17 protein-coding genes are annotated in these 18,438 nt (G+C 58.1%); 11 read left to right on the top strand and 6 right to left on the bottom strand.

Going from position 1 to position 18,438, the window contains the following annotated elements:
- Window positions 1–4: 4 nt before the first annotated feature.
- From rsmA to A8710_RS02975, 5 genes are read left to right on the top strand one after another with little or no spacing between them, the layout of a single operon-like run.
- Window positions 5–835 (top strand): 16S rRNA (adenine(1518)-N(6)/adenine(1519)-N(6))-dimethyltransferase RsmA, encoded by an 831-nt coding sequence (rsmA, locus tag A8710_RS02995; RefSeq protein ID WP_068857977.1) that lies wholly within the window; start codon window positions 5–7, stop codon window positions 833–835.
- The gene (gene apaG / locus A8710_RS02990; RefSeq protein WP_068857976.1) at window positions 832–1,227 is read left to right on the top strand and encodes a Co2+/Mg2+ efflux protein ApaG; all 396 of its coding nucleotides are present in this window, start codon (window positions 832–834) and stop codon (window positions 1,225–1,227) included. Before rsmA ends, apaG begins: the two co-directional genes overlap by 4 nt.
- A 12-nt stretch (window positions 1,228–1,239) precedes the next feature.
- The gene (locus tag A8710_RS02985) at window positions 1,240–2,064 is read left to right on the top strand and encodes a symmetrical bis(5'-nucleosyl)-tetraphosphatase (protein ID WP_068857975.1); all 825 of its coding nucleotides are present in this window, start codon (window positions 1,240–1,242) and stop codon (window positions 2,062–2,064) included.
- Entirely contained in the window at window positions 2,061–3,320 is a 1,260-nt protein-coding gene (locus tag A8710_RS02980) for a multifunctional CCA addition/repair protein (protein ID WP_068857974.1), read from the top strand. Before A8710_RS02985 ends, A8710_RS02980 begins: the two co-directional genes overlap by 4 nt.
- A 12-nt stretch (window positions 3,321–3,332) precedes the next feature.
- A complete protein-coding gene (locus A8710_RS02975; RefSeq protein WP_198341600.1) occupies window positions 3,333–4,094 on the top strand; it encodes a pteridine reductase in 762 nt (253 codons plus the stop codon).
- Window positions 4,095–4,097: 3 nt separating this feature from the next.
- On the opposite strand, the gene folB is transcribed toward A8710_RS02975, so the two are convergent.
- Window positions 4,098–4,457 carry a dihydroneopterin aldolase gene (gene folB, locus A8710_RS02970; protein ID WP_068857972.1) on the bottom strand — a complete coding sequence of 120 codons (360 nt, stop codon included), beginning with the start codon at window positions 4,455–4,457 and terminating at the stop codon, window positions 4,098–4,100.
- A 100-nt stretch (window positions 4,458–4,557) separates the two neighbouring features.
- Between folB and plsY the strand changes: the two genes are divergently transcribed.
- On the top strand, window positions 4,558–5,145 hold the full coding sequence (gene plsY, locus A8710_RS02965) for a glycerol-3-phosphate 1-O-acyltransferase PlsY (protein ID WP_068857971.1): 588 nt from the start codon (window positions 4,558–4,560) through the stop codon (window positions 5,143–5,145).
- A gap of 7 nt (window positions 5,146–5,152) precedes the next feature.
- Here plsY and tsaD read toward each other — a convergent pair whose 3' ends face one another.
- Window positions 5,153–6,175: a tRNA (adenosine(37)-N6)-threonylcarbamoyltransferase complex transferase subunit TsaD gene (tsaD, locus tag A8710_RS02960; RefSeq protein WP_068857970.1), complete on the bottom strand. Its 1,023-nt coding sequence runs from the start codon at window positions 6,173–6,175 to the stop codon at window positions 5,153–5,155.
- A gap of 141 nt (window positions 6,176–6,316) precedes the next feature.
- Between tsaD and rpsU the strand changes: the two genes are divergently transcribed.
- The 4 genes from rpsU to rpoD all read left to right on the top strand — a co-directional run bounded on the left by rpsU (window position 6,317) and on the right by rpoD (window position 11,166).
- Entirely contained in the window at window positions 6,317–6,532 is a 216-nt protein-coding gene (rpsU, locus tag A8710_RS02955; protein ID WP_068857969.1) for a 30S ribosomal protein S21, read from the top strand.
- Between the two features lie 78 nt (window positions 6,533–6,610).
- Window positions 6,611–7,054: a GatB/YqeY domain-containing protein gene (locus A8710_RS02950; RefSeq protein ID WP_068857968.1), complete on the top strand. Its 444-nt coding sequence runs from the start codon at window positions 6,611–6,613 to the stop codon at window positions 7,052–7,054.
- Window positions 7,055–7,128: 74 nt separating this feature from the next.
- Entirely contained in the window at window positions 7,129–9,150 is a 2,022-nt protein-coding gene (gene dnaG, locus A8710_RS02945) for a DNA primase (protein ID WP_068857967.1), read from the top strand.
- Window positions 9,151–9,228: 78 nt separating this feature from the next.
- Window positions 9,229–11,166, top strand: coding sequence for an RNA polymerase sigma factor RpoD (rpoD, locus tag A8710_RS02940; protein ID WP_082968613.1), 1,938 nt, complete (start codon window positions 9,229–9,231; stop codon window positions 11,164–11,166).
- 82 nt (window positions 11,167–11,248) lie between these two features.
- Here rpoD and A8710_RS02935 read toward each other — a convergent pair whose 3' ends face one another.
- Window positions 11,249–12,163, bottom strand: coding sequence for a LysR family transcriptional regulator (locus A8710_RS02935; RefSeq protein ID WP_068857966.1), 915 nt, complete (start codon window positions 12,161–12,163; stop codon window positions 11,249–11,251).
- A 102-nt stretch (window positions 12,164–12,265) separates the two neighbouring features.
- On the opposite strand from A8710_RS02935, the gene metE reads away from it, so the two are divergent.
- Window positions 12,266–14,572, top strand: a complete 2,307-nt coding sequence (gene metE / locus A8710_RS02930; protein ID WP_068857965.1) for a 5-methyltetrahydropteroyltriglutamate--homocysteine S-methyltransferase — start codon at window positions 12,266–12,268, stop codon at window positions 14,570–14,572.
- A gap of 4 nt (window positions 14,573–14,576) precedes the next feature.
- On the opposite strand, the gene A8710_RS02925 is transcribed toward metE, so the two are convergent.
- The 3 genes from A8710_RS02925 to A8710_RS02915 all read right to left on the bottom strand — a co-directional run bounded on the left by A8710_RS02925 (window position 14,577) and on the right by A8710_RS02915 (window position 18,420).
- The gene (locus tag A8710_RS02925; protein ID WP_068858149.1) at window positions 14,577–15,485 is read right to left on the bottom strand and encodes an alpha/beta fold hydrolase; all 909 of its coding nucleotides are present in this window, start codon (window positions 15,483–15,485) and stop codon (window positions 14,577–14,579) included.
- Window positions 15,486–15,491: 6 nt separating this feature from the next.
- A complete protein-coding gene (locus A8710_RS02920; RefSeq protein ID WP_068857964.1) occupies window positions 15,492–16,319 on the bottom strand; it encodes an SDR family NAD(P)-dependent oxidoreductase in 828 nt (275 codons plus the stop codon).
- 79 nt (window positions 16,320–16,398) lie between these two features.
- A complete protein-coding gene (locus A8710_RS02915; RefSeq protein WP_068857963.1) occupies window positions 16,399–18,420 on the bottom strand; it encodes an NADPH-dependent 2,4-dienoyl-CoA reductase in 2,022 nt (673 codons plus the stop codon).
- Window positions 18,421–18,438: the final 18 nt, after the last annotated feature.

The raw sequence follows: 18,438 nt of genomic DNA, 5'->3' as shown, positions 1-18,438 counted from the left end.
CACCATGAGTCATCCGCAGGGCAAGAAAGGCAGTCGCGTTGTTGAAGGTCACGTCGCGCGCAAACGCTTCGGGCAGAACTTCCTCAGCGACGACCGTGTTATTCAGCAAATCGTGGCCAGCTTTCAGCCCAGCACAGAGCAAAATGTGGTTGAAATTGGCCCTGGCCTAGGTGCGCTGACCAAGGTGTTGTTGCCCGCGCTAGGGCATATGCAGGTGGTCGAGCTGGACCGGGATTTGGCCGCCCGCCTACCGAATACCCTAGCGGGCATGGGCGAGCTCGTTATTCACAGTGGCGACGCGCTTCAGTTCGACTTTGCCCCCCTAGCAACCGCCCCGGGTGCGGCAGACCTCCGTGTCATCGGCAACCTGCCCTACAATATTTCCACACCCCTGATTTTTCATTTGCTGGACCAGGTGGGTGTGATTCGCGACATGCATTTCATGCTGCAAAAGGAAGTGGTTGATCGGCTCTGTGCCGAGCCCGGCAGCAACGATTACGGTCGCCTGTCCGTCATGGTGCAATACCGTTGCCAGCCCGAATGGCTGTTCGATGTACCACCGGAAGCCTTTAGCCCGCCCCCCAAAGTGACCTCGGCCATCGTGCGCCTGACACCGTACAGCGAGCTGCCCTCCCCCTGCCGCGACGAGAAGCTGCTGGCAGAGGTGGTCATGGCGGCCTTCACCATGCGCCGCAAGACTTTACGCAATGCACTCGGACGCTATCCCGAAGAAATTCTACGCAGTACGGGTGTCAACCTGACCAGTCGCCCTGAGACATTGTCCGTGGCAGACTACGTTGCAATCACCAATGCGTTAGCGGAAGCCAAACCATGAGCCAATCAGTGCATTCGGTCGATGCCCATGGCATCAGCATTCAAGTGCGCAGTGAGTACTTGGCGGAGCCATCGAATCCGGCCGAGAAGCGCTATGTATTTGCTTACCATATTCGAATTCGTAACGAAGGCGCCCGCACCGCGCGATTACTGACTCGGCATTGGATCATCACCGACGCCGAGGCACGCGTGCAGGAAGTTCGGGGCGATGGCGTGATTGGCGAACAACCCACATTGGCACCGGGCGAGCATTTCGAATACACCAGCGGCTCTGTGCTAGAAACCCCCGTGGGCAGCATGCATGGCAGCTACGGCATGATCAACGAAGTTGGCGAGCGCTTTGAGTCGCCCATCCCAGCCTTCACGCTGGCCATTCCGCGCGTACTCAACTAAGGGGCAGATTGCATGGCGCACTATGCCATCGGCGATGTGCAAGGTTGTCGCGCCGCGCTGGAAAACCTGCTCGACACCATCGCCTTCGACCCGGCACAAGATCGGCTCTACTTTGCTGGCGATCTGGTTGCTCGTGGTCCCGATTCCTTAGGCACGCTGCGTCTAATCCATGCCCTCGGTGCGGCAGCAGACACCGTGCTCGGCAATCACGATTTACACCTCATAGCCGCCCATCACGGCCTGGCCACGCTGAAAGCGAAAGACGGCACGCTCCCCATTCTCGACGCATCCGATCGCACGGCACTCATGACATGGTTACAAGCACGGCCACTGTTGATTGAGCTGCCGGATGTCGCCGCGCAGCCGCATGTGCTTTGCCATGCAGGCTGGCTCCCAGGCTGGACACCCGCACAGGCTCGCGATCACGCGCAGGAAGTCGAAGTGGCACTTCGCGGCGCAGATGCCCTGAGCTATCTCGCCAACATGTACGGTAACGAACCGGCCATCTGGCGCGATGATCTGGCCGGCGTGACACGCCTGCGAGCCATCACCAATGTCTTTACCCGCATGCGACTGCTGCATGCCGATGGCGCACTCGATTTCCTGCACAAGGACTCGCCGAATACCGCGCCCAGTGGCCTTAAGCCTTGGTATGCCGCCGACCTCCGTGCCCTGGGCAACACCCGAATTATTTTCGGGCACTGGGCCGCCATTCTCGGCATCACGCATCAGCCGCAGTGCATTGCGCTGGATACGGGCTGCGTCTGGGGCAACCACCTCACGGCCTATCGGCTGGAAGACGGCCGACGCTTCCACAGCCGTCCGGGGTTGCGATGAGCGGACAGCGCTATCAAGCCTATCGCGTCGGCGGCGCTGTCCGGGATCGTCTGCTCGGCCTGGACGTGGTCGATATTGACTGGGTCGTGGTGGGTGCCACGCCCGAGGACTTGCTGGCGCAGGGCTATCGCCAGGTCGGCAACGAATTCCCCGTCTTCCTGCACCCACAAACACAGGCTGAATATGCGCTGGCTCGCACCGAGCGCAAACACGGCAGTGGCTATAACGGCTTCATTTGTGATTTCTCGCCGGATGTCACGCTGGAAGCGGACTTACAACGCCGCGACCTGACCATCAATGCCATGGCCGAGCTCGACGATGGCAGCATCATCGACCCTTGTGGAGGGCAACAGGACCTGGCAGCACGACTGCTCCGCCATGTCTCGCCAGCCTTCGTCGAAGACCCCTTGCGCGTACTCCGTGTTGCCCGCTTTGCGGCACGATTTAAACCCCTGGGCTTTCATATTGCGCCGGAAACCTTTGCTCTGATGCAGCAGCTCAGTCGCAGCGGTGAGCTGCAAACGCTAACACCCGAGCGCGTTTGGCAGGAGATGTCACGCGCATTGGCGGGGCCGCGCCCCGATGTATTTTTTGATGTCCTACAGGACTGCGGTGCGCTTGCCATTTTGCTGCCGGAAGTGAGTCATCTCTTTGGCGTTCCGCAGCGCGCCGACTATCACCCGGAAGTGGATACGGGCCTGCACACCCTGCTCAGTCTGCAACAAGCCGAGCGACTAACGACCGATGCCGCAATACGTTACGCCGTCTTGCTCCATGATGTTGGCAAAGGCCTCACACCCACGGATGTGCTGCCCCGCCATACTGGCCACGAGGCGCGTGGCCTGCCCTTGATTCGCGCCATCGGCCAACGCCTGCGCGCACCCAAGGCGTGGCAGGAACTGGCGCTGCTGGTGGGCGAGTGGCATCTCGACTGTCATCGCGCCGATGAATTACGCCCAGACACGCTGTTGCGCAAATTGACGTTGCTGGATGCTTGGCGTCGCCCCGAACGCTTTGCCGACTTCCTGACTGCCTGTGAAGCCGATGCACGTGGCCGCACCGGTTTGGAAGATCGTGATTATTGGCAGCGGGATTACTGGCTCGGTGCATTTGCTGCCACTCAGGTCGACATGCCTGCACTGCTGGCACAAGGCCTGAAAGGCGCTGATATGGCAAAAGCCATTGCCGAACAACGCCTGAGTCAACTCACCGATTATCGTAACCACTATCGACACCTGAGCCCTCGCCCAGGCTAAAACGAGATGCCCATGACTCACGACGATCCGTTAAATGCTCGCGTAGTGCTTATTACCGGTGCCGGTCGTCGCGTCGGTGCCGCCACCGCACGGCGTCTGCACCGACAGGGCTGGCGCGTGCTACTCCATTGCTTTCACTCACAGCGCACCGCTCACCTGCTCGCCGATGAGCTCAACGCTTTTCGCCCGGACAGCGCCCGTGTGCTCATTGCCAACCTCAGCGATGCCCGTGCCGTGACCGCGTTGGCAGTCGCCAGCATCGATGCCTATGGGCGATTAGACGCCCTGGTGAATAACGCCTCTTCGTTCTATCCCACCCCCGTGGGAACAACGTCACAAGCGCAGTGGGATGACCTGTTTGCCAGCAACGCTCGCGCGCCCTTTTTTCTCAGCCAGGCCTTAACTCCCGCCCTCCAAGCCAGCGCACGGGGCAGCATCGTCAATGTCATTGATATTCATGCCGAGTTCCCACTAGCACAGCACACGGTCTATTGCATGGCGAAAGCCGCATTAGGGACCATGACAAAGTCGCTCGCCAAAGAGCTAGCTCCCCGCGTGCGCGTTAATGGCGTTGCGCCGGGGGCGATTGCGTGGCCTGAGGGCAGTGGCGAAATGTCGGCGGTACTGCAAGAAAAAATTCTGGCCAGCGTGCCACTGGGGCGCGTCGGCGGTTTTGATAGCATCGCCGACACCATTGCCTTCCTGATTGAAGGCAGCGATTACATCAGCGGCCAAATCATCGCGGTAGATGGCGGACGCAGCGTCTGGGGCTAAGGCTTAGCTCGTGCGCTGACCGCGCTCAATGAGTACACCTACGTCCTGAGCGCCACGCACGGCGCCCGGCTTGCTCACACGCAGTCGCATCCAGGGCACCTGAAACTCCTCTCGCAAGATGGTCCAGATCGATTCCGCTAACGTCTCAACCAGCTCGTAATGCGCCGTCTCCACATGCGCTTTTAAACGCTGCGATACCGCCTTGTAGTCCAGCGCATCGGCAATGGCATCGCTAGCCGCTGCGGCGCGAATATCCCAGCCCATCTCCAAGTCCAAACTCAAGGTCTGTTTAATCCGGCGCTCCCACTGGAACATGCCGATGACTGTCTCGAGTTTGAAATCTCGGATGTAAACAATATCCATTCGTTGCCTCGTCGCGCGCAGGTTGTCTTGCTAGGATTGCGACAGGTTTTTTGCCAAGCTGCGATACTGCAACTTATTCATTTTCAGTCATGGAGCAGACATGAGCCCCGACCTAATTGCCTGTACGGCGCTAATTCTCGCTTATCTGCTGGGCTCTGTCTCGGCGGCGATCATCGTTTGTCGTTTGATGGGGCTGCCTGACCCTCGCACAGACGGCTCCGGCAACCCCGGCACCACCAATGTTTTGCGCTTGGGCGGCAAACCTGCTGCCTTGCTAACCCTTACCGGCGATATGCTGAAAGGGGTCATCCCCGTGCTCCTGGCGCGCGAGTACGGCATGAGTGATGTCCTGCTCAGTGCCGTTGGTATTGCCGCTTTCCTAGGCCATCTCTACCCGGTCTTTTTCCGCTTTGAGGGCGGCAAAGGCGTAGCCACGGCGCTTGGCGTCATGCTCAGCCTGCATTGGGGCTTAGGCGTTGCAGTGGTATTACTCTGGCTTGCCGGATTTGCCTTAACCCGAATTTCATCGGTGGGCGCCATTACTGCGTTTATTGCTGCGCCATTTCTGGCCAGCTGGCTCATGCCCCAGGCCATGCTCGGCGTGGTGGGCATGAGTGTGCTGCTGTTGGCACGTCATAAACGCAATATCGTGTCCTTGCTGAAAGGCACTGAGCGGCGCTTTAAGTAAGCCCTGCTCAGGCGATGGCCGACAGCTCCGTCATCGGCCATCGCGCTCTCACACTTACGCCTAAACCAACCGATTCACCCGCCCGTAAGCGCTGACAGCCAGCAAACGCAATCATCGCACCATTGTCTGTGCAGAATTCGGGTGCAGGGTAAAAGGCCTGAGCCTGCATTGGCTTTAACGCCTCCGCGAGCTCTGAACGTAAGCGCTTATTTGCACTTACGCCACCCGCCAAGACGATGCGCTTTAAGCCTGTTTCTTGCATTGCGCGAATGCATTTACGAATTAACGTATCTACCGCCGCGGCCTCAAAGCTGGCACAGATATCCGCCGTTTTATTGGGGTAGTCAGCCGTTTGCTGACGTGCGGTGAGCACCGCTGTTTTCAAGCCGCTAAACGAGAAATCGAGGCCGGGCCGGTCGAGCATCGGGCGCGGAAACTTAAAGGCATCATCCCGCCCCGTCAGCGCCATACGAGCCACCGCCGGCCCACCGGGATAGCTCAGCCCTAACATTTTCGCGACCTTATCAAAGGCCTCGCCCGCAGCATCATCAATGGACTCACCGAGCAGGGCGTAGCGACCAATGCCATCGACCCGCATGAGCTGGGTATGACCACCGGACACCAGCAGCGCTACAAACGGAAAGGCCGGCGGATTCGCCTCCAACAGCGGGGCGAGCAAATGCCCTTCCATGTGATGTACAGGCACGGCAGGCACGCCCCAAGCATAGGCCAGCGACCGCGCCATTAATGCCCCAGTCAACAGCGCACCGGCCAAGCCAGGACCTGCGGTGTAGGCAATGCCGTCGATATCACCCGGCTGACATCCCGCCGCCGCCATGACATCGCGCACCAGCGGCACCATCTTGCGAATGTGATCGCGAGAGGCCAGTTCCGGCACGACACCACCGTAATCGGCATGCATATCAATTTGACTATAGAGGCAATGCGCCAATAACTGACCCTGGCCGGCGTCGTCATAAATCGCTACGCCGGTTTCGTCGCACGAGGTTTCCATGCCCAGAACACGCATTTCAGCACCTGAATTGAAGCCATTTGATGGCACACAGTGTAACGCTGCACACAGGGGGTTTGCCATTCGCAAGATAACTGGCTAAAATCCGCGCCCCACGCCCAGTCGGCGTATCGAATTTCTGAACCCAGGTGAGCATTCATGCCCCAAGTTAAAGTGAAAGAAGGCGAACCGTTTGACGTCGCCCTGCGTCGTTTCAAGCGTTCCTGTGAAAAGGCTGGTGTTCTGGCTGACGTGCGTAAGCGCGATTTCTTCGAAAAGCCAACGCAAGAGCGCAAGCGCAAAGCCGCTGCCGCTGTAAAGCGTCACGCGAAGAAAGTACAACGCGAAGCCGTTAAGGTTAAGCGCCTGTACTAATTTCAGCACGGGGCGCGTCATGCGATGTGCCCCGCTGAAATTCTCGTTGTTGCATCCCTTTAGCATGCTGGTTCCATCATGTCTCTGAAAGCTCGCCTGACCGAAGCCATGAAAGACGCAATGCGCGCCCAAGACAAAGATCGTCTGGGTGTTGTTCGCATGGCGCTAACCGCGTTCAAGCAAATTGAAGTGGATGAGCGCATTGAGCTCGACGATGCGCGATCACTGGCTGTGCTGGAAAAGCTGGTGAAACAACGTCGCGAATCTGCCGCTGCCTTTGAACAAGGTGGTCGTGCCGAATTGGCCGTGAAAGAGCTGGCCGAAATTGCCATCTTGCAAACTTTTTTGCCTGAGCCCTTAAGTGATGCCGAACTTGCATCGCTGATTTCTGCCGCTATTGCAGAAGCGGGTGCTACCAGTGCTCGCGATATGGGCAAAGTCATGAACCTGTTACGCCCCATGGTGGCAGGCCGCGCCGATGTCGGTGCGCTTTCTCAGCAAGTGAAAACTCGCCTCAGCTGATTCCTTGCACTGCATTGCACACTTTGTGATGCTATCGCACACTGCCGCATTGCCTTTTTCTGACTCGAGCTGACATGTCTGCAGGTCGAATTCCACAAGCGTTCATTGATGAAGTGCTGCTGCGCACCGATATCGTTGATCTGATTGATGCCCGCGTAAAACTTAAACGCGCCGGCAAGAATTACGCCGCCTGCTGCCCATTCCACCAAGAAAAGTCGCCCTCCTTTACCGTCAACCGCGAAAAGCAGTTCTACTACTGTTTTGGTTGTGGCGCCTCCGGCAATGCCCTGAGCTTTCTCATCGAGCATGATCGTCTGGAATTCATGGACGGCTTGAAACAGCTGGCTGGCCAAGCCGGCATGACACTGCCCGAAACCCGCGAAGCCGGCAGCAGCACGCGAGATACCCAACAGCCCCTGTTTGATGCCTTGGAGTCAGCCGCGCAATTTTTCGAGCAGCAATTGCGCCAAGCCCCCGCGCGTGATCGCGCCGTGAGCTACCTGAAAAAGCGCGGTGTCACTGGCGCCGTGGCAAAACATTTTCGTCTCGGCTACGCCCCACCCGGCTGGGATAACCTGCTGCAGAACTTAGGCCAAGACCCTGTTGCCAACGAGCGCTTGCTGCAGGCTGGCTTGCTCATTCGTAATGAGCAGCGCAACTCCGTCTACGATGCCATGCGCGACCGCGTGATCTTCCCGATCCGCGATTTCCGTGGCCGCGTCATTGCCTTTGGCGGTCGCGTACTCAACGACGATAAGCCGAAGTACCTAAACTCTCCCGAGTCTCCCGTTTTCCATAAAGGCCAAGAGCTCTATGGTCTGTATGAGGCGCGCCAGTCCGGCAAACTCTCGCGACTTTTGGTCGTGGAAGGCTATATGGACGTGGTTGCTCTCGCCCAAAATGGCATTCCTGAAGCGGTCGCAACGTTAGGCACGGCCACCAGCACCACCCATATCGAGCGCCTGTTTCGAGTTGTTTCGGATGTGGTGTTTTGCTTCGATGGCGACAATGCCGGACGCCGCGCGGCCTGGCGTGCCCTAGAAAATGCCCTGCCCGCCTTAAAAGATGGCGTTAGCGCCCGCTTTCTGTTTTTACCCGATGGTGAAGATCCCGACAGCCTCGTCCGACGCGAAGGCCCCGAGCTCTTTCGGGCACGAATTGAGGCTGACTCAGTACCCCTCACCGAGCAATTGTTCCGACATTTAAGTGAGGGCATTACGCTCACCTCACTGGAGGGCCGCTCAAAGCTTGCTAACGAAGCTTTACCTTTGCTCGCTCTGGTGCCCGAAAGCCTATTTAAAACGCTGTTATTGCAACGCCTCAGTGAACTGACCGAGCTCAGTGTTGATGTCATTGAAAAACAGCTAAACCAACGCGCCGCCCAAAAAGTGGCTCAGCAACAGCAAGCGGCAGTGGATACTGCGCAGTACAACGCACAGCCCCCCGTCACGACAAGCGACCCTCAGAGCTCGGATGAACCCTACTGGGCTCATGGCCCCGACGAAGATGCCGACGCGATGGCTTGGCTGCACCACGAAGACCAACAACACGCAAATCCACCCAAGTTCGGCGCGCGTAAAGTTACTTTTGGTGAGACTAAATTTAGTCGTAACGACAAAAAGCAGCCCTTCACGCCCCGTCGTGAGCGTACGCAGCCCCCTGCACTACGTTCTTTGTCGGCGCAGACAATTCGCCTGCTGCTTCAGGCACCCAACCTTGCCGCACGCTGGCCCGAAGATCTTTTACTCACGCTCGATGATCCTGAATCCAGCGTCCTGCATGCGTTACTCCATGACTTGCAGCGCGACCCTGATCGCAGCTTGGCCGCCCTGCTCGGCAGCTGGCACGGCACGCCGGAAGGTGATGCCCTTGCGGCTATTGCTGCAGAAGCCTGGCTGCTCACGCCAGCGGACCCTGAGATTGAAGCGCGTCATCTCACTTACCGCCTGAGACTACGCGCCCTTGAATTAGAGGCCGACCGCCTCAATAAACAACTACAACACCAACCAGATCGCAGCACCTTGCAAGCGCTGACCGACATCAAAAGACAACACGCTGAACTTCAACGTCAGGCCGCAAGCGAGGCATCGACCTAAGCTTGCTCTACTGACAAATTCAGTCACTTGCGGGTATAATCCCGCTCTTATTTTGCACAGGCTTAACCGGGGGCCCGCATGACCAGCACCGACACCAATACTGCACAGCCCGAAAAACCGGAAAATGAAACGCCCGAGGTCGACAACGTTGACCAGCGTCACTCATTACTTGCGGCGCTGATCGCCAAGGGTAAGGAACAAGGCTTCCTGACCTTTAGCGAAGTTAACGACCATCTCCCGGAAACTGTTACCGAAAGCGAGCAGATCGAAGACATCATTCAGATGTTGATCGATCTCGGCATTCCTGTGCATGAGCGCGCGCCAGAAGCCGATGAGCTGATGCGTGAAGAAACACCGGAAGCCCGCGACGACGATCTGGCGGCGGAAGAAGCCGCTGCTGTGTTGGCCTCCGTGGAAAATGAACCGGGCCGCACCACCGACCCCGTACGCATGTACATGCGCGAAATGGGCACCGTCGAGCTGCTGACCCGCGAGGGCGAAATTGCCATTGCCAAGCGCATCGAAGATGGCATTCGCGATGTGCTGCATGCCATGGCCTACTGGCCTGGCGCTGTGGATTTACTGATTTCCGAATTTGACGCGGTTGAAGCTGGCGAGCGCCGTATTGGCGACGTCATTGCCGGTTTCTTAGATCCCGACCTGCCTGTTGCGGCACCGATCTCTTTGCCTGAAGGCGACGAAGAAGAGCTGGTTGTTGGCGAAGGCGCCGTTGCTAAAGTCGTGGGCGAAGAAGAAGAAGCCGCAGTAGAAGGCGATGCCGAAGAGGAAGAAGCCGACACCGGTCTCGACATGGAGATGGTGCGCGAACGCTTCGAGGCTCTGCGCACACAAGCTGAAAAAACCGAGAAGGCGAAAGGCCGTACCGGTCGCTCCGCCAAAGCGTGGCAAACCAACATGAAAGAGCTGGCTGACATCTTCATGATGTTTAAGCTCACGCCACGCGTCTACGACGGCATTGCCGAGCACATCCGCAGCAGCGTCGATACCGTGCGTGCTCAAGAACGCGCCATCATGATTGCCTGCGTACGTCGTGCCCGCATGGAACGCTCCATGTTCCTGCAGGACTTCCCCGGCAATGAAACCAACTTAGCGTGGTTAGACGAAGAAATTGCCAAGCGCAAAACGCTGGCGAAAGCCTTGGATGCTCAGCGCGAAGACATCATTCGTGCCCAGCAAAACATGATCGACATGGAAACAGCGCACACCATTTCGGTGTCCGAGATCAAGGACATCAGCCGTCGTGTCAGCGTTGGTGAAGCCAAGGCTCGCCGCGCCAAGAAGGAAATGGTCGAGGCCAACCTGCGTCTGGTGATCTCGATTGCCAAGAAGTACACCAACCGTGGCCTGCAATTCCTCGATCTGATCCAGGAAGGCAACATCGGCCTCATGAAGGCCGTGGACAAGTTCGAATACCGTCGCGGCTTTAAGTTCTCGACCTATGCGACCTGGTGGATTCGTCAGGCCATCACTCGCTCCATCGCTGACCAGGCGCGCACCATCCGTATTCCGGTGCACATGATTGAGACCATCAACAAGCTCAATCGCGTGTCGCGCCAGATGCTTCAGGAAATGGGCCGCGAACCCACGCCGGAAGAACTGGGCGAGCGCCTGGAAATGCCGGAAGACAAAGTACGCAAGGTGCTGAAGATCGCGAAAGAGCCGATCTCCATGGAAACACCCATTGGCGACGATGAAGACAGCCACTTAGGTGACTTCATCGAGGACACGCTGATGACCTCGCCAATCGATGCTGCTACCGCTGAAGGCCTGCGTGAAGCGACCCGCGAAGTGCTGGAAAACCTGACGCCGCGCGAAGCTAAAGTGCTGCGCATGCGTTTTGGTATCGACATGAATACCGACCATACGCTGGAAGAAGTTGGCAAACAGTTCGACGTGACGCGTGAGCGTATCCGTCAGATCGAAGCCAAAGCGTTACGCAAGCTGCGTCACCCAAGCCGTTCGGAGCACCTGCGTTCGTTCCTCGACAGCGAGTGAGTCGAGCGCGGTGAATGAACGCTTGGTAAATACAAAGGGTCCTTCGGGGCCCTTTATATTTGCAGGTTTCATTGCATGGCGATCAGGGCGCAGGCCGGACGCCCGAGAGAAACTGCTGGCTACTGTCGCGGATGGTCGCTAACAGATCCTGCATATACGGCAAGGTCACATCCTCTTCGCGAATCGCTGCATAGAGCGTGCACCACACTGGCTCATGGCCCAGCGCCCGCGTTTTCACCCAGCCCCTCGCCACATACTCCGCCGCCGCCCAGCTCGGCAACGCGGCCACGCCACGGCCGCTGGCCACCAACTGCACCATCATCAGCGTCAGCTCGGTACTGCGCAGCTTCGCCGGCATCACGCCCGCCGGCGTTAGGAAGTGCTGGAAAATATCGAGCCTGTCGCTATCCACGGGGTAAGTGATCAGCGTTTCCTCGGCTAAATCTTCGGGGGCAATTTCGCGCTTCTGGTTTAGCGCGTGATCGTTACTCAAAACTAATAGCGACTCGTACTGGAATAAGGGTTGATAGCTTATGCCTGCGACCTGGCTGGGGTTGGAGGTAACCACCCAATCGAGGCGGCTGTTTTGCAGATCATCCTGGGCATCGCCGTGAAAGCCGCTCTGGAAGTCGATTTCGACCTCGGGCCAATGCTGGCGAAAGATGTTCAGCGTCGGCATCAGCCACTCGTAGCAGCTGTGGCATTCGATGGCCATGATTAAGCGCCCCGCCTGCCCGCCGCGCAGCTTGATGATGTCGCGCTCGGCCTCGCGCAAGGCCGGCAACACCGTGTCCGCGAGGGCAAGCAGGCGCTCGCCAATCTGGGTAAAGCGCGGCGGCCGCGTTTTGCGAATCAGCACCACGGCATCCACCTCAGCTTCCAGCTCGCGCAACTGGTGCGATAGCGCGGATTGCGTCAGATGCAGGCGCTCAGCGGCGGCAACCAACGAGCCCGTATCGTGGATAGCCTTCAAGGTGCGGAGCTGACGAATATCCATAGAGACTTTTCGTGAATTAATTTCACTTATAATCTTAAAATTATGAGTTTGTTTCAAGGATTAACTGTCGCCACACTGCTTGCCTGACTTTTGGAGCACATCATGCAAGCACATATCCTCGGTTTTCCCCGCATTGGCGCCGCCCGCGAACTCAAGTTCGCGCTTGAGTCGTACTGGGCTGGTAAGTCTGACCGCGCTGCGCTGGAGCAGACCGGCCGCGACCTGCGCGCACGCCATTGGGCGCAGCAGCAGGCCGCTGGCCTGGACTTCGTCACCGTCGGCGACTTCGCGTTCTACGATCAGGTGCTCAACACCAGCGCTCTGTTCGGTGCCATCCCCGCGCGCTTTCGAGATCATGGCCATACAGTTGGCACGAGCAAGGAAGTCGATCTCGACACCCTGTTTCTGATGGCCCGTGGCCGCACGCCGTGTGGCTGCGATGCACCGGCTGCAGAAATGACTAAGTGGTTCGACACCAACTATCACTACCTCGTGCCCGAACTCACCGTGGATCAGGCCTTCGCGCTGTCATCGCAGCGTCTGTTTGATGAGGTGCGCGAGGCGCAGGCACTCGGTCATTCCGTTAAAGCGGTTCTACTGGGGCCGGTGAGCTATCTCTGGCTGAGCAAGGCCTATGGCGAGGACTTTGATCGCCTGAGTTTGCTCGATCGCCTGCTCCCGATTTATGTAGAAATCATTAACCGCCTAGCCGATTTGGGGGTGAGCTGGCTACAAATTGATGAGCCGATTCTGTCGCTGGATTTGCCGCTGGCATGGCAGGCGGCCATTGAGTCCGCTTTCAACCGACTGCAGACGCGGCGCATCAATCTGCTGCTGGCGACCTACTTTGCGCCACTAGCCGATAACCTCTGGCTGGCCACACGCCTGCCTGTCGCCGGCTTGCACATTGATGTGACGCGCAGCGGCGATGAGTGGCGTCAGGTGCTGGACAACCTGAGTGAGTACAAAGTGCTGTCGCTGGGCCTGATCGATGCCCGCAACATCTGGCGTGCCGATCTGGCGCGGTTGAGCGAGATTGCCCGCACCGCCCATGACCGCCTCGGCGATCGCCTGTGGATTGCCAGCTCGGCATCGCTGCAACATGTGCCCGTGGATCTTGCGGGCGAAACGGAACTCGCGCCGGGCACTCGTCAGTGGCTCGCCTTCGCCGTGCAGAAGCTCAGCGAAGTCGCTCTGCTCAAGCGCGCTGTGCTTGAGCCACAGGCTGCGGAAGTGATTGCTGCGCTTAACGCTGCCAGTGAGGCACTGCAAGACCGTGCCGATACCGCCTGGCGCGTGAATCCTGCGGTCAGTCAGCGAATAGCCACACTGACGCCGCAAGATGCCGAGCGCGTCCCCTTTGCGTTACGTGCGCCGTTGCAGCAACGCAAGCTCAATCTGCCGCTGCTGCCGACCACCACCATCGGTTCGTTTCCGCAGACAGCGGAAATCCGTCACGCCAGAGCCGCCTACAAGGCTGGCCATCTCGGCGCGTCCGAATACGCTCACGCCATGCGCGCCTTCATCGCCGAGTCGGTACAAGTGCAAGAGGATCTGGGCCTGGATGTGCTGGTGCATGGCGAGCCCGAGCGCAACGATATGGTCGAGTACTTCGGCGAGCTGCTCGACGGCTTCCTCTTTACCCGAAATGGCTGGGTGCAAAGCTACGGCAGCCGCTGTGTGAAGCCGCCCATCATCGCCGGCGATGTCAGTCGCCCGGAAGCCATGACCGTGGCCTGGGCCAAGTTCGCGCAATCGCTGACGAAACGCCCCATGAAAGGCATGCTCACGGGTCCCGTCACGATCTTGTGCTGGTCATTCCTACGCGACGATGTGTCCCGAGAAACCATTGCCCAGCAAATTGCTTTGGCGATTCGCGATGAAGTCTGCGATCTGGAAAAGGCCGGCATTAGCATCATCCAGATAGATGAGCCGGCCTTCCGTGAAGGACTGCCGCTGCGCAAATCAGCGCAGGCGGACTACTGGCGCTGGGCCGTCAACGCCTTCCGCCTCAGCGCCAGCGGTGTTCGAGACGAAACGCAAATTCATACCCACATGTGTTATTCGGAATTCAATGATTGCATCGCGCAAATTGCCGCCATGGATGCCGATGTCATCACCATTGAAACCGCCCGCTCGGCGATGGAGCTGCTCACGGTATTCAACGAGTTTGAGTACCCGAACGCGATCGGCCCCGGGGTTTATGACATTCATTCCCCGCGCGTGCCGCAGGCGGATGCCATGGCGCATTTACTCAGCGAAGCGCTTAAGCGCATTCCGGCCGAACGGCTCTGGGTCAATCCTGACTGTGGTTTGAAAACGCGAGGGTGGCCTGAAGTGAAAGCGGCACTGGCGGAGATGGTCAGCGCGACTCAGCGCATGCGCGCGGAGCTGTTGGTTGAAGCCTGAGCTCTTAGGCCTCGCGCAGAAAACCACTGAGCGCTCGCGCAAACCGTAGCGGCTCATCCGTTAAGGGCACATGACCTGAGCGCTCAAATCGCAAGACACGCGAGCGCGGATGAGCTGAAGCCACCAAGGCTTGTCCCGCCTCGGCATACAGTGGCGAATGCACACCGGTGATTACGGTCACCGGAACGGCATCGCGCCCTAAACTACTCCGGTAGTCATGACCGCCTGACGAATACGCAGCAAGATACGCACGCATATCGTCAAGCCTGGCTACGGGTAGCGGCACGTACTTTAGCAGCGAACGGGGCAGACGCATGACCCCACGCAGCAAGGGTAACAAGACCTTGGCACCCGCCATCAGCGCCAGCACTTCAGACAGCGTGTCACTCGCTTCTATTCTTGCTGCCAAGGGTAGATCCGCAAAGCGCTGGCAATTCGGATAGCGATCAATCACAGAAAGGATTTCGCGCAACTTTTCAAACAGTTCCTGCTGACGCGAGCCAAACAAACCATGCGACCAATCCTCGCGATTGCCAACACAGGGCGACTGATCAATGTGCATATAGCGCTTTACGTCGGCGAAACCACCCTCACGCTGCAAGTGCAGCGACGTGGTGCAGCCCAATGAAATACCCACGAGGAGGAAATTACGCAGCCCAAAATGGGCAATGACATCCTGCACATCTTCCGTGTGTGACTGAAAGACATCACCGGGCTTAAACGCGACGCCAGCCGAGCCTCCGGCCCCGCGAAAATCCACGAGGTAGAAGCGGAAACGTGCGAGATGGGGCAGGATGAACGGCAACCAACTGTTTGCGCTCATCCCCAAACCCGGCAGCATCAGTACCGGCTGTCCGCGTCCTAGAACGCGAACATGCAGCGCGGCACCGTCCCGCATAGCAACAAAGGCCACCAAGCGTTACTTCATGCGCTTGGAGCTCATCGACACCAATTTTTGATAGGCCGATGGGAAGAAGCGAACCATCAGGTCGATGGCGACGGCATCTTTGCCGATCAGTACGCGGCGATCGTTCTTTTCCACGCCACGGATGATCACAGCAGCCGCTTCATCGGCCGTGGTAGTGAACAGTTTTTCGAATTTCTCGGTGCTGTTCGTGCTCAGGCCCAACTTATTGACCGAGTCATCCATACGCGCTGCTTTCGCGATGTTGGTCTTGATGCCGCCTGGGTGAACACTGGTGGCACTGACATTGGCTTTTTGCATTTCCAATTCTTGACGCAGGGCCTCGGTGAAGCCACGCACAGCAAATTTGGACGCGTTATAGGCGCTCTGCGAAGGCACGGCCATCAAGCCGAAAACGCTAGAGGTGTTGATGATGTGGCCTTCGCCCGAATCTTTCAGATAGGGCAAGAACGCCTTCGTGCCGTGCACCACGCCCCAGAAGTTGATGTTCATGATCCATTCCAGATCTTCGTAGCTGCCGCCGTCAACAGCACTGCCGAGCGCAACGCCGGCATTGTTGAAGATCAGGTTGATCTTACCGTGGTCACGCGCCACTTGGTCTGCCCATGCAAACACCGCTTCTTTATTGGACACATCGAGCTTTTGCGAAGTGACTTTCACACCTGTGCCATTGAGCAGTTTTACGGTCTCTGCCAAGCCAGTTTCGTTAATGTCGCTGAGTGCAACATGGCAGCCACGGCTGGCCAGCAACACAGCCAAAGAACGACCCATACCCGAGCTAGCGCCGGTAATGGCAGCGACTTTATTCTTGAAATCTTTCATCAGTAATGACCTGTTATTGACAGTGAACGCTGGCAAGGTACATTTGACAACGCCGACTGTCAATAAACTTTTTGTGGGTTTACAAGCTGGCCGCCAACTCCGCACCTTCGCGAATAGCGCGACGGGCGTCCAACTCGCCCGCGAGCTTGGCACCACCAATGACGTGATAGCGCCTGTCGGTAATCTTGCCCTCGGCATCACGAGGGATCAGATCCGTCACCGACTCCTGACCCGCACACAGAATCACATGATCAACATCGAGAATGTGCTCTTCTGTACCGCCCACACGAATGTGCAAGCCCAGATCATCGACCTTCAGATACTCAACTTCGGCCATCATTTTCACGCCGAACTGCCCGAGCAAGGCTTTGTGTGCCCAACCCGTGGTTTTGCCCGGACCGGCACCCATTTTCTTTTGGCCCGGCTTGCGCTGCAGCATGGTGATTTCGCGCTGAGCGAAACGGCGCTCCGGCGCCTTCAGGCCATTTTCTTGCACCTCGAAATCCACGCCCCAGTATTTGGCCCAGTGCTCAACCGACTGGTTGTGCTCTTCCAGCAGGTAAGCGCACATATCCACGCCGATACCGCCGGAACCAATCACAGCCACACGCTGGCCCACTTCTGCCTCGCCGCGCAATACCTGCGGATAGTTCAACACCTTCGGATGGTCCACGCCGGGGAAGCGTGGCGTGCGCGGCTTCACCCCAGTGGCAATAACCACCTCATCAAAACCCGCCAGCTGTTCTGCAGTAACTTTGCTGTTGAGCTTGACCTGAACACCGGTGCGCGCCACTTCGTTGCGGTAATAGCGAATGGTTTCCTGGAACTCTTCCTTGCCCGGCACGGCAGCCGCCATGTTGAACTGGCCACCGATATCAGCCGCCGCTTCAAACAGCGTGACTTCATGACCTCGGTCTGCCGCTACCGTCGCCGCCGTCAGGCCGGCCATGCCACCACCCACTACTGCCACTTTTTTCGACTTACGCGCCTTCACGTAGACCAGTTCAGTCTCATAGCCCGCACGCGGATTCACCAAGCAGGTGGCGCGCTGGTTGGAGAAGGTCAAATCGAGGCAGCCCTGGTTACAGGCGATACAGGTATTGATGGCTTCCGGCTGGCCAGCAGCAGCCTTGTTGACGAAGTCCGGATCGGCCAGCAGCGGACGCGCCATCGAGATCAGATCGGCATCGCCGCTTGCCACGATGTCATCGCACATTTCGGGTGTGTTGATGCGGTTGGACGCCATGACCGGGATTTTCAATTCTTTCTTGATGCGCGCGGTCACGCTGCGGAACGCCGCACGCGGCACTTGCGTGGCGATGGTCGGTACACGCGCTTCGTGCCAGCCAATGCCGGTATTGAGAATATTAATACCCGCCGCTTCCAGCGCCTTAGCAATGGTCACGACTTCTTCCCAGGTGTTGCCACCCGGCACCATGTCGATCAGCGACAGGCGATAGCAGAGAATGAAATTCGGGCCGACTTTTTCGCGCACAGCCTTGACGATTTCCAGCGGCAGACGCATGCGATTCTCGACCGAACCACCCCAGCGATCGGTACGCTGGTTTACACGCGAGCAGATGAACTGGTTCAGCAGATAGCCTTCCGAGCCCATGATCTCGATGCCGTCATAACCCGCCAGCTGTGCCAAACGCGCCGTGTGCGCGTAATCCTTGATGGTCTGCAGAATGAGCTTTTCGCTCATCGCTTTCGGCTTGAACGGATTGATCGGCGACTTCACCGACGACGACGATACCGAGAACGGATGGTAGGCATAGCGGCCGGCATGCAAGACCTGCATCAGAATTTTGCCGTCATGCTCATGCACAGCCGAGGTCACGCGGCGGTGATTGATGATGTCGCCGTAGGTGTTCATGGTGCCTGCAGCAGGCAACAACCAGCCTTGGCGATTCATGGCGATACCGCCGGTGATCATCAGCGCCGTGCCGCCCTTCGCGCGCTCGCCAAAATAAGCAGCGAGCTTGCCGTAGTTCCAGAAGCGGTCTTCGAGACCGGTGTGCATGGAACCCATCACAATGCGATTACGCAGTGTGGTGAAACCAAGATCGAGCGGAGCCAGCATGTTGGAGAAAGCGGTCATGTTCTTAAATCCTCGTCA

The organism is Perlucidibaca aquatica (assembly GCF_001676655.1).
GTDB lineage: Bacteria > Pseudomonadota > Gammaproteobacteria > Pseudomonadales > Moraxellaceae > Perlucidibaca > Perlucidibaca aquatica.
Note: the sequence above shows the minus strand (reverse complement) of the source record. Positions and strands in the feature narration are given on the sequence as shown.

Coding starts and splice junctions, on each gene's coding strand:
- rsmA (WP_068857977.1), top strand. CDS start 5: ATGAGTCATCCGCAGGGCAAGAAAGGCAGTCGCGTTGTTGAAGGTCAC.
- apaG (WP_068857976.1), top strand. CDS start 832: ATGAGCCAATCAGTGCATTCGGTCGATGCCCATGGCATCAGCATTCAA.
- A8710_RS02985 (WP_068857975.1), top strand. CDS start 1,240: ATGGCGCACTATGCCATCGGCGATGTGCAAGGTTGTCGCGCCGCGCTG.
- A8710_RS02980 (WP_068857974.1), top strand. CDS start 2,061: ATGAGCGGACAGCGCTATCAAGCCTATCGCGTCGGCGGCGCTGTCCGG.
- A8710_RS02975 (WP_198341600.1), top strand. CDS start 3,333: ATGACTCACGACGATCCGTTAAATGCTCGCGTAGTGCTTATTACCGGT.
- folB (WP_068857972.1), bottom strand. CDS start 4,457: ATGGATATTGTTTACATCCGAGATTTCAAACTCGAGACAGTCATCGGC.
- plsY (WP_068857971.1), top strand. CDS start 4,558: ATGAGCCCCGACCTAATTGCCTGTACGGCGCTAATTCTCGCTTATCTG.
- tsaD (WP_068857970.1), bottom strand. CDS start 6,175: ATGCGTGTTCTGGGCATGGAAACCTCGTGCGACGAAACCGGCGTAGCG.
- rpsU (WP_068857969.1), top strand. CDS start 6,317: ATGCCCCAAGTTAAAGTGAAAGAAGGCGAACCGTTTGACGTCGCCCTG.
- A8710_RS02950 (WP_068857968.1), top strand. CDS start 6,611: ATGTCTCTGAAAGCTCGCCTGACCGAAGCCATGAAAGACGCAATGCGC.
- dnaG (WP_068857967.1), top strand. CDS start 7,129: ATGTCTGCAGGTCGAATTCCACAAGCGTTCATTGATGAAGTGCTGCTG.
- rpoD (WP_082968613.1), top strand. CDS start 9,229: ATGACCAGCACCGACACCAATACTGCACAGCCCGAAAAACCGGAAAAT.
- A8710_RS02935 (WP_068857966.1), bottom strand. CDS start 12,163: ATGGATATTCGTCAGCTCCGCACCTTGAAGGCTATCCACGATACGGGC.
- metE (WP_068857965.1), top strand. CDS start 12,266: ATGCAAGCACATATCCTCGGTTTTCCCCGCATTGGCGCCGCCCGCGAA.
- A8710_RS02920 (WP_068857964.1), bottom strand. CDS start 16,319: ATGAAAGATTTCAAGAATAAAGTCGCTGCCATTACCGGCGCTAGCTCG.
- A8710_RS02915 (WP_068857963.1), bottom strand. CDS start 18,420: ATGACCGCTTTCTCCAACATGCTGGCTCCGCTCGATCTTGGTTTCACC.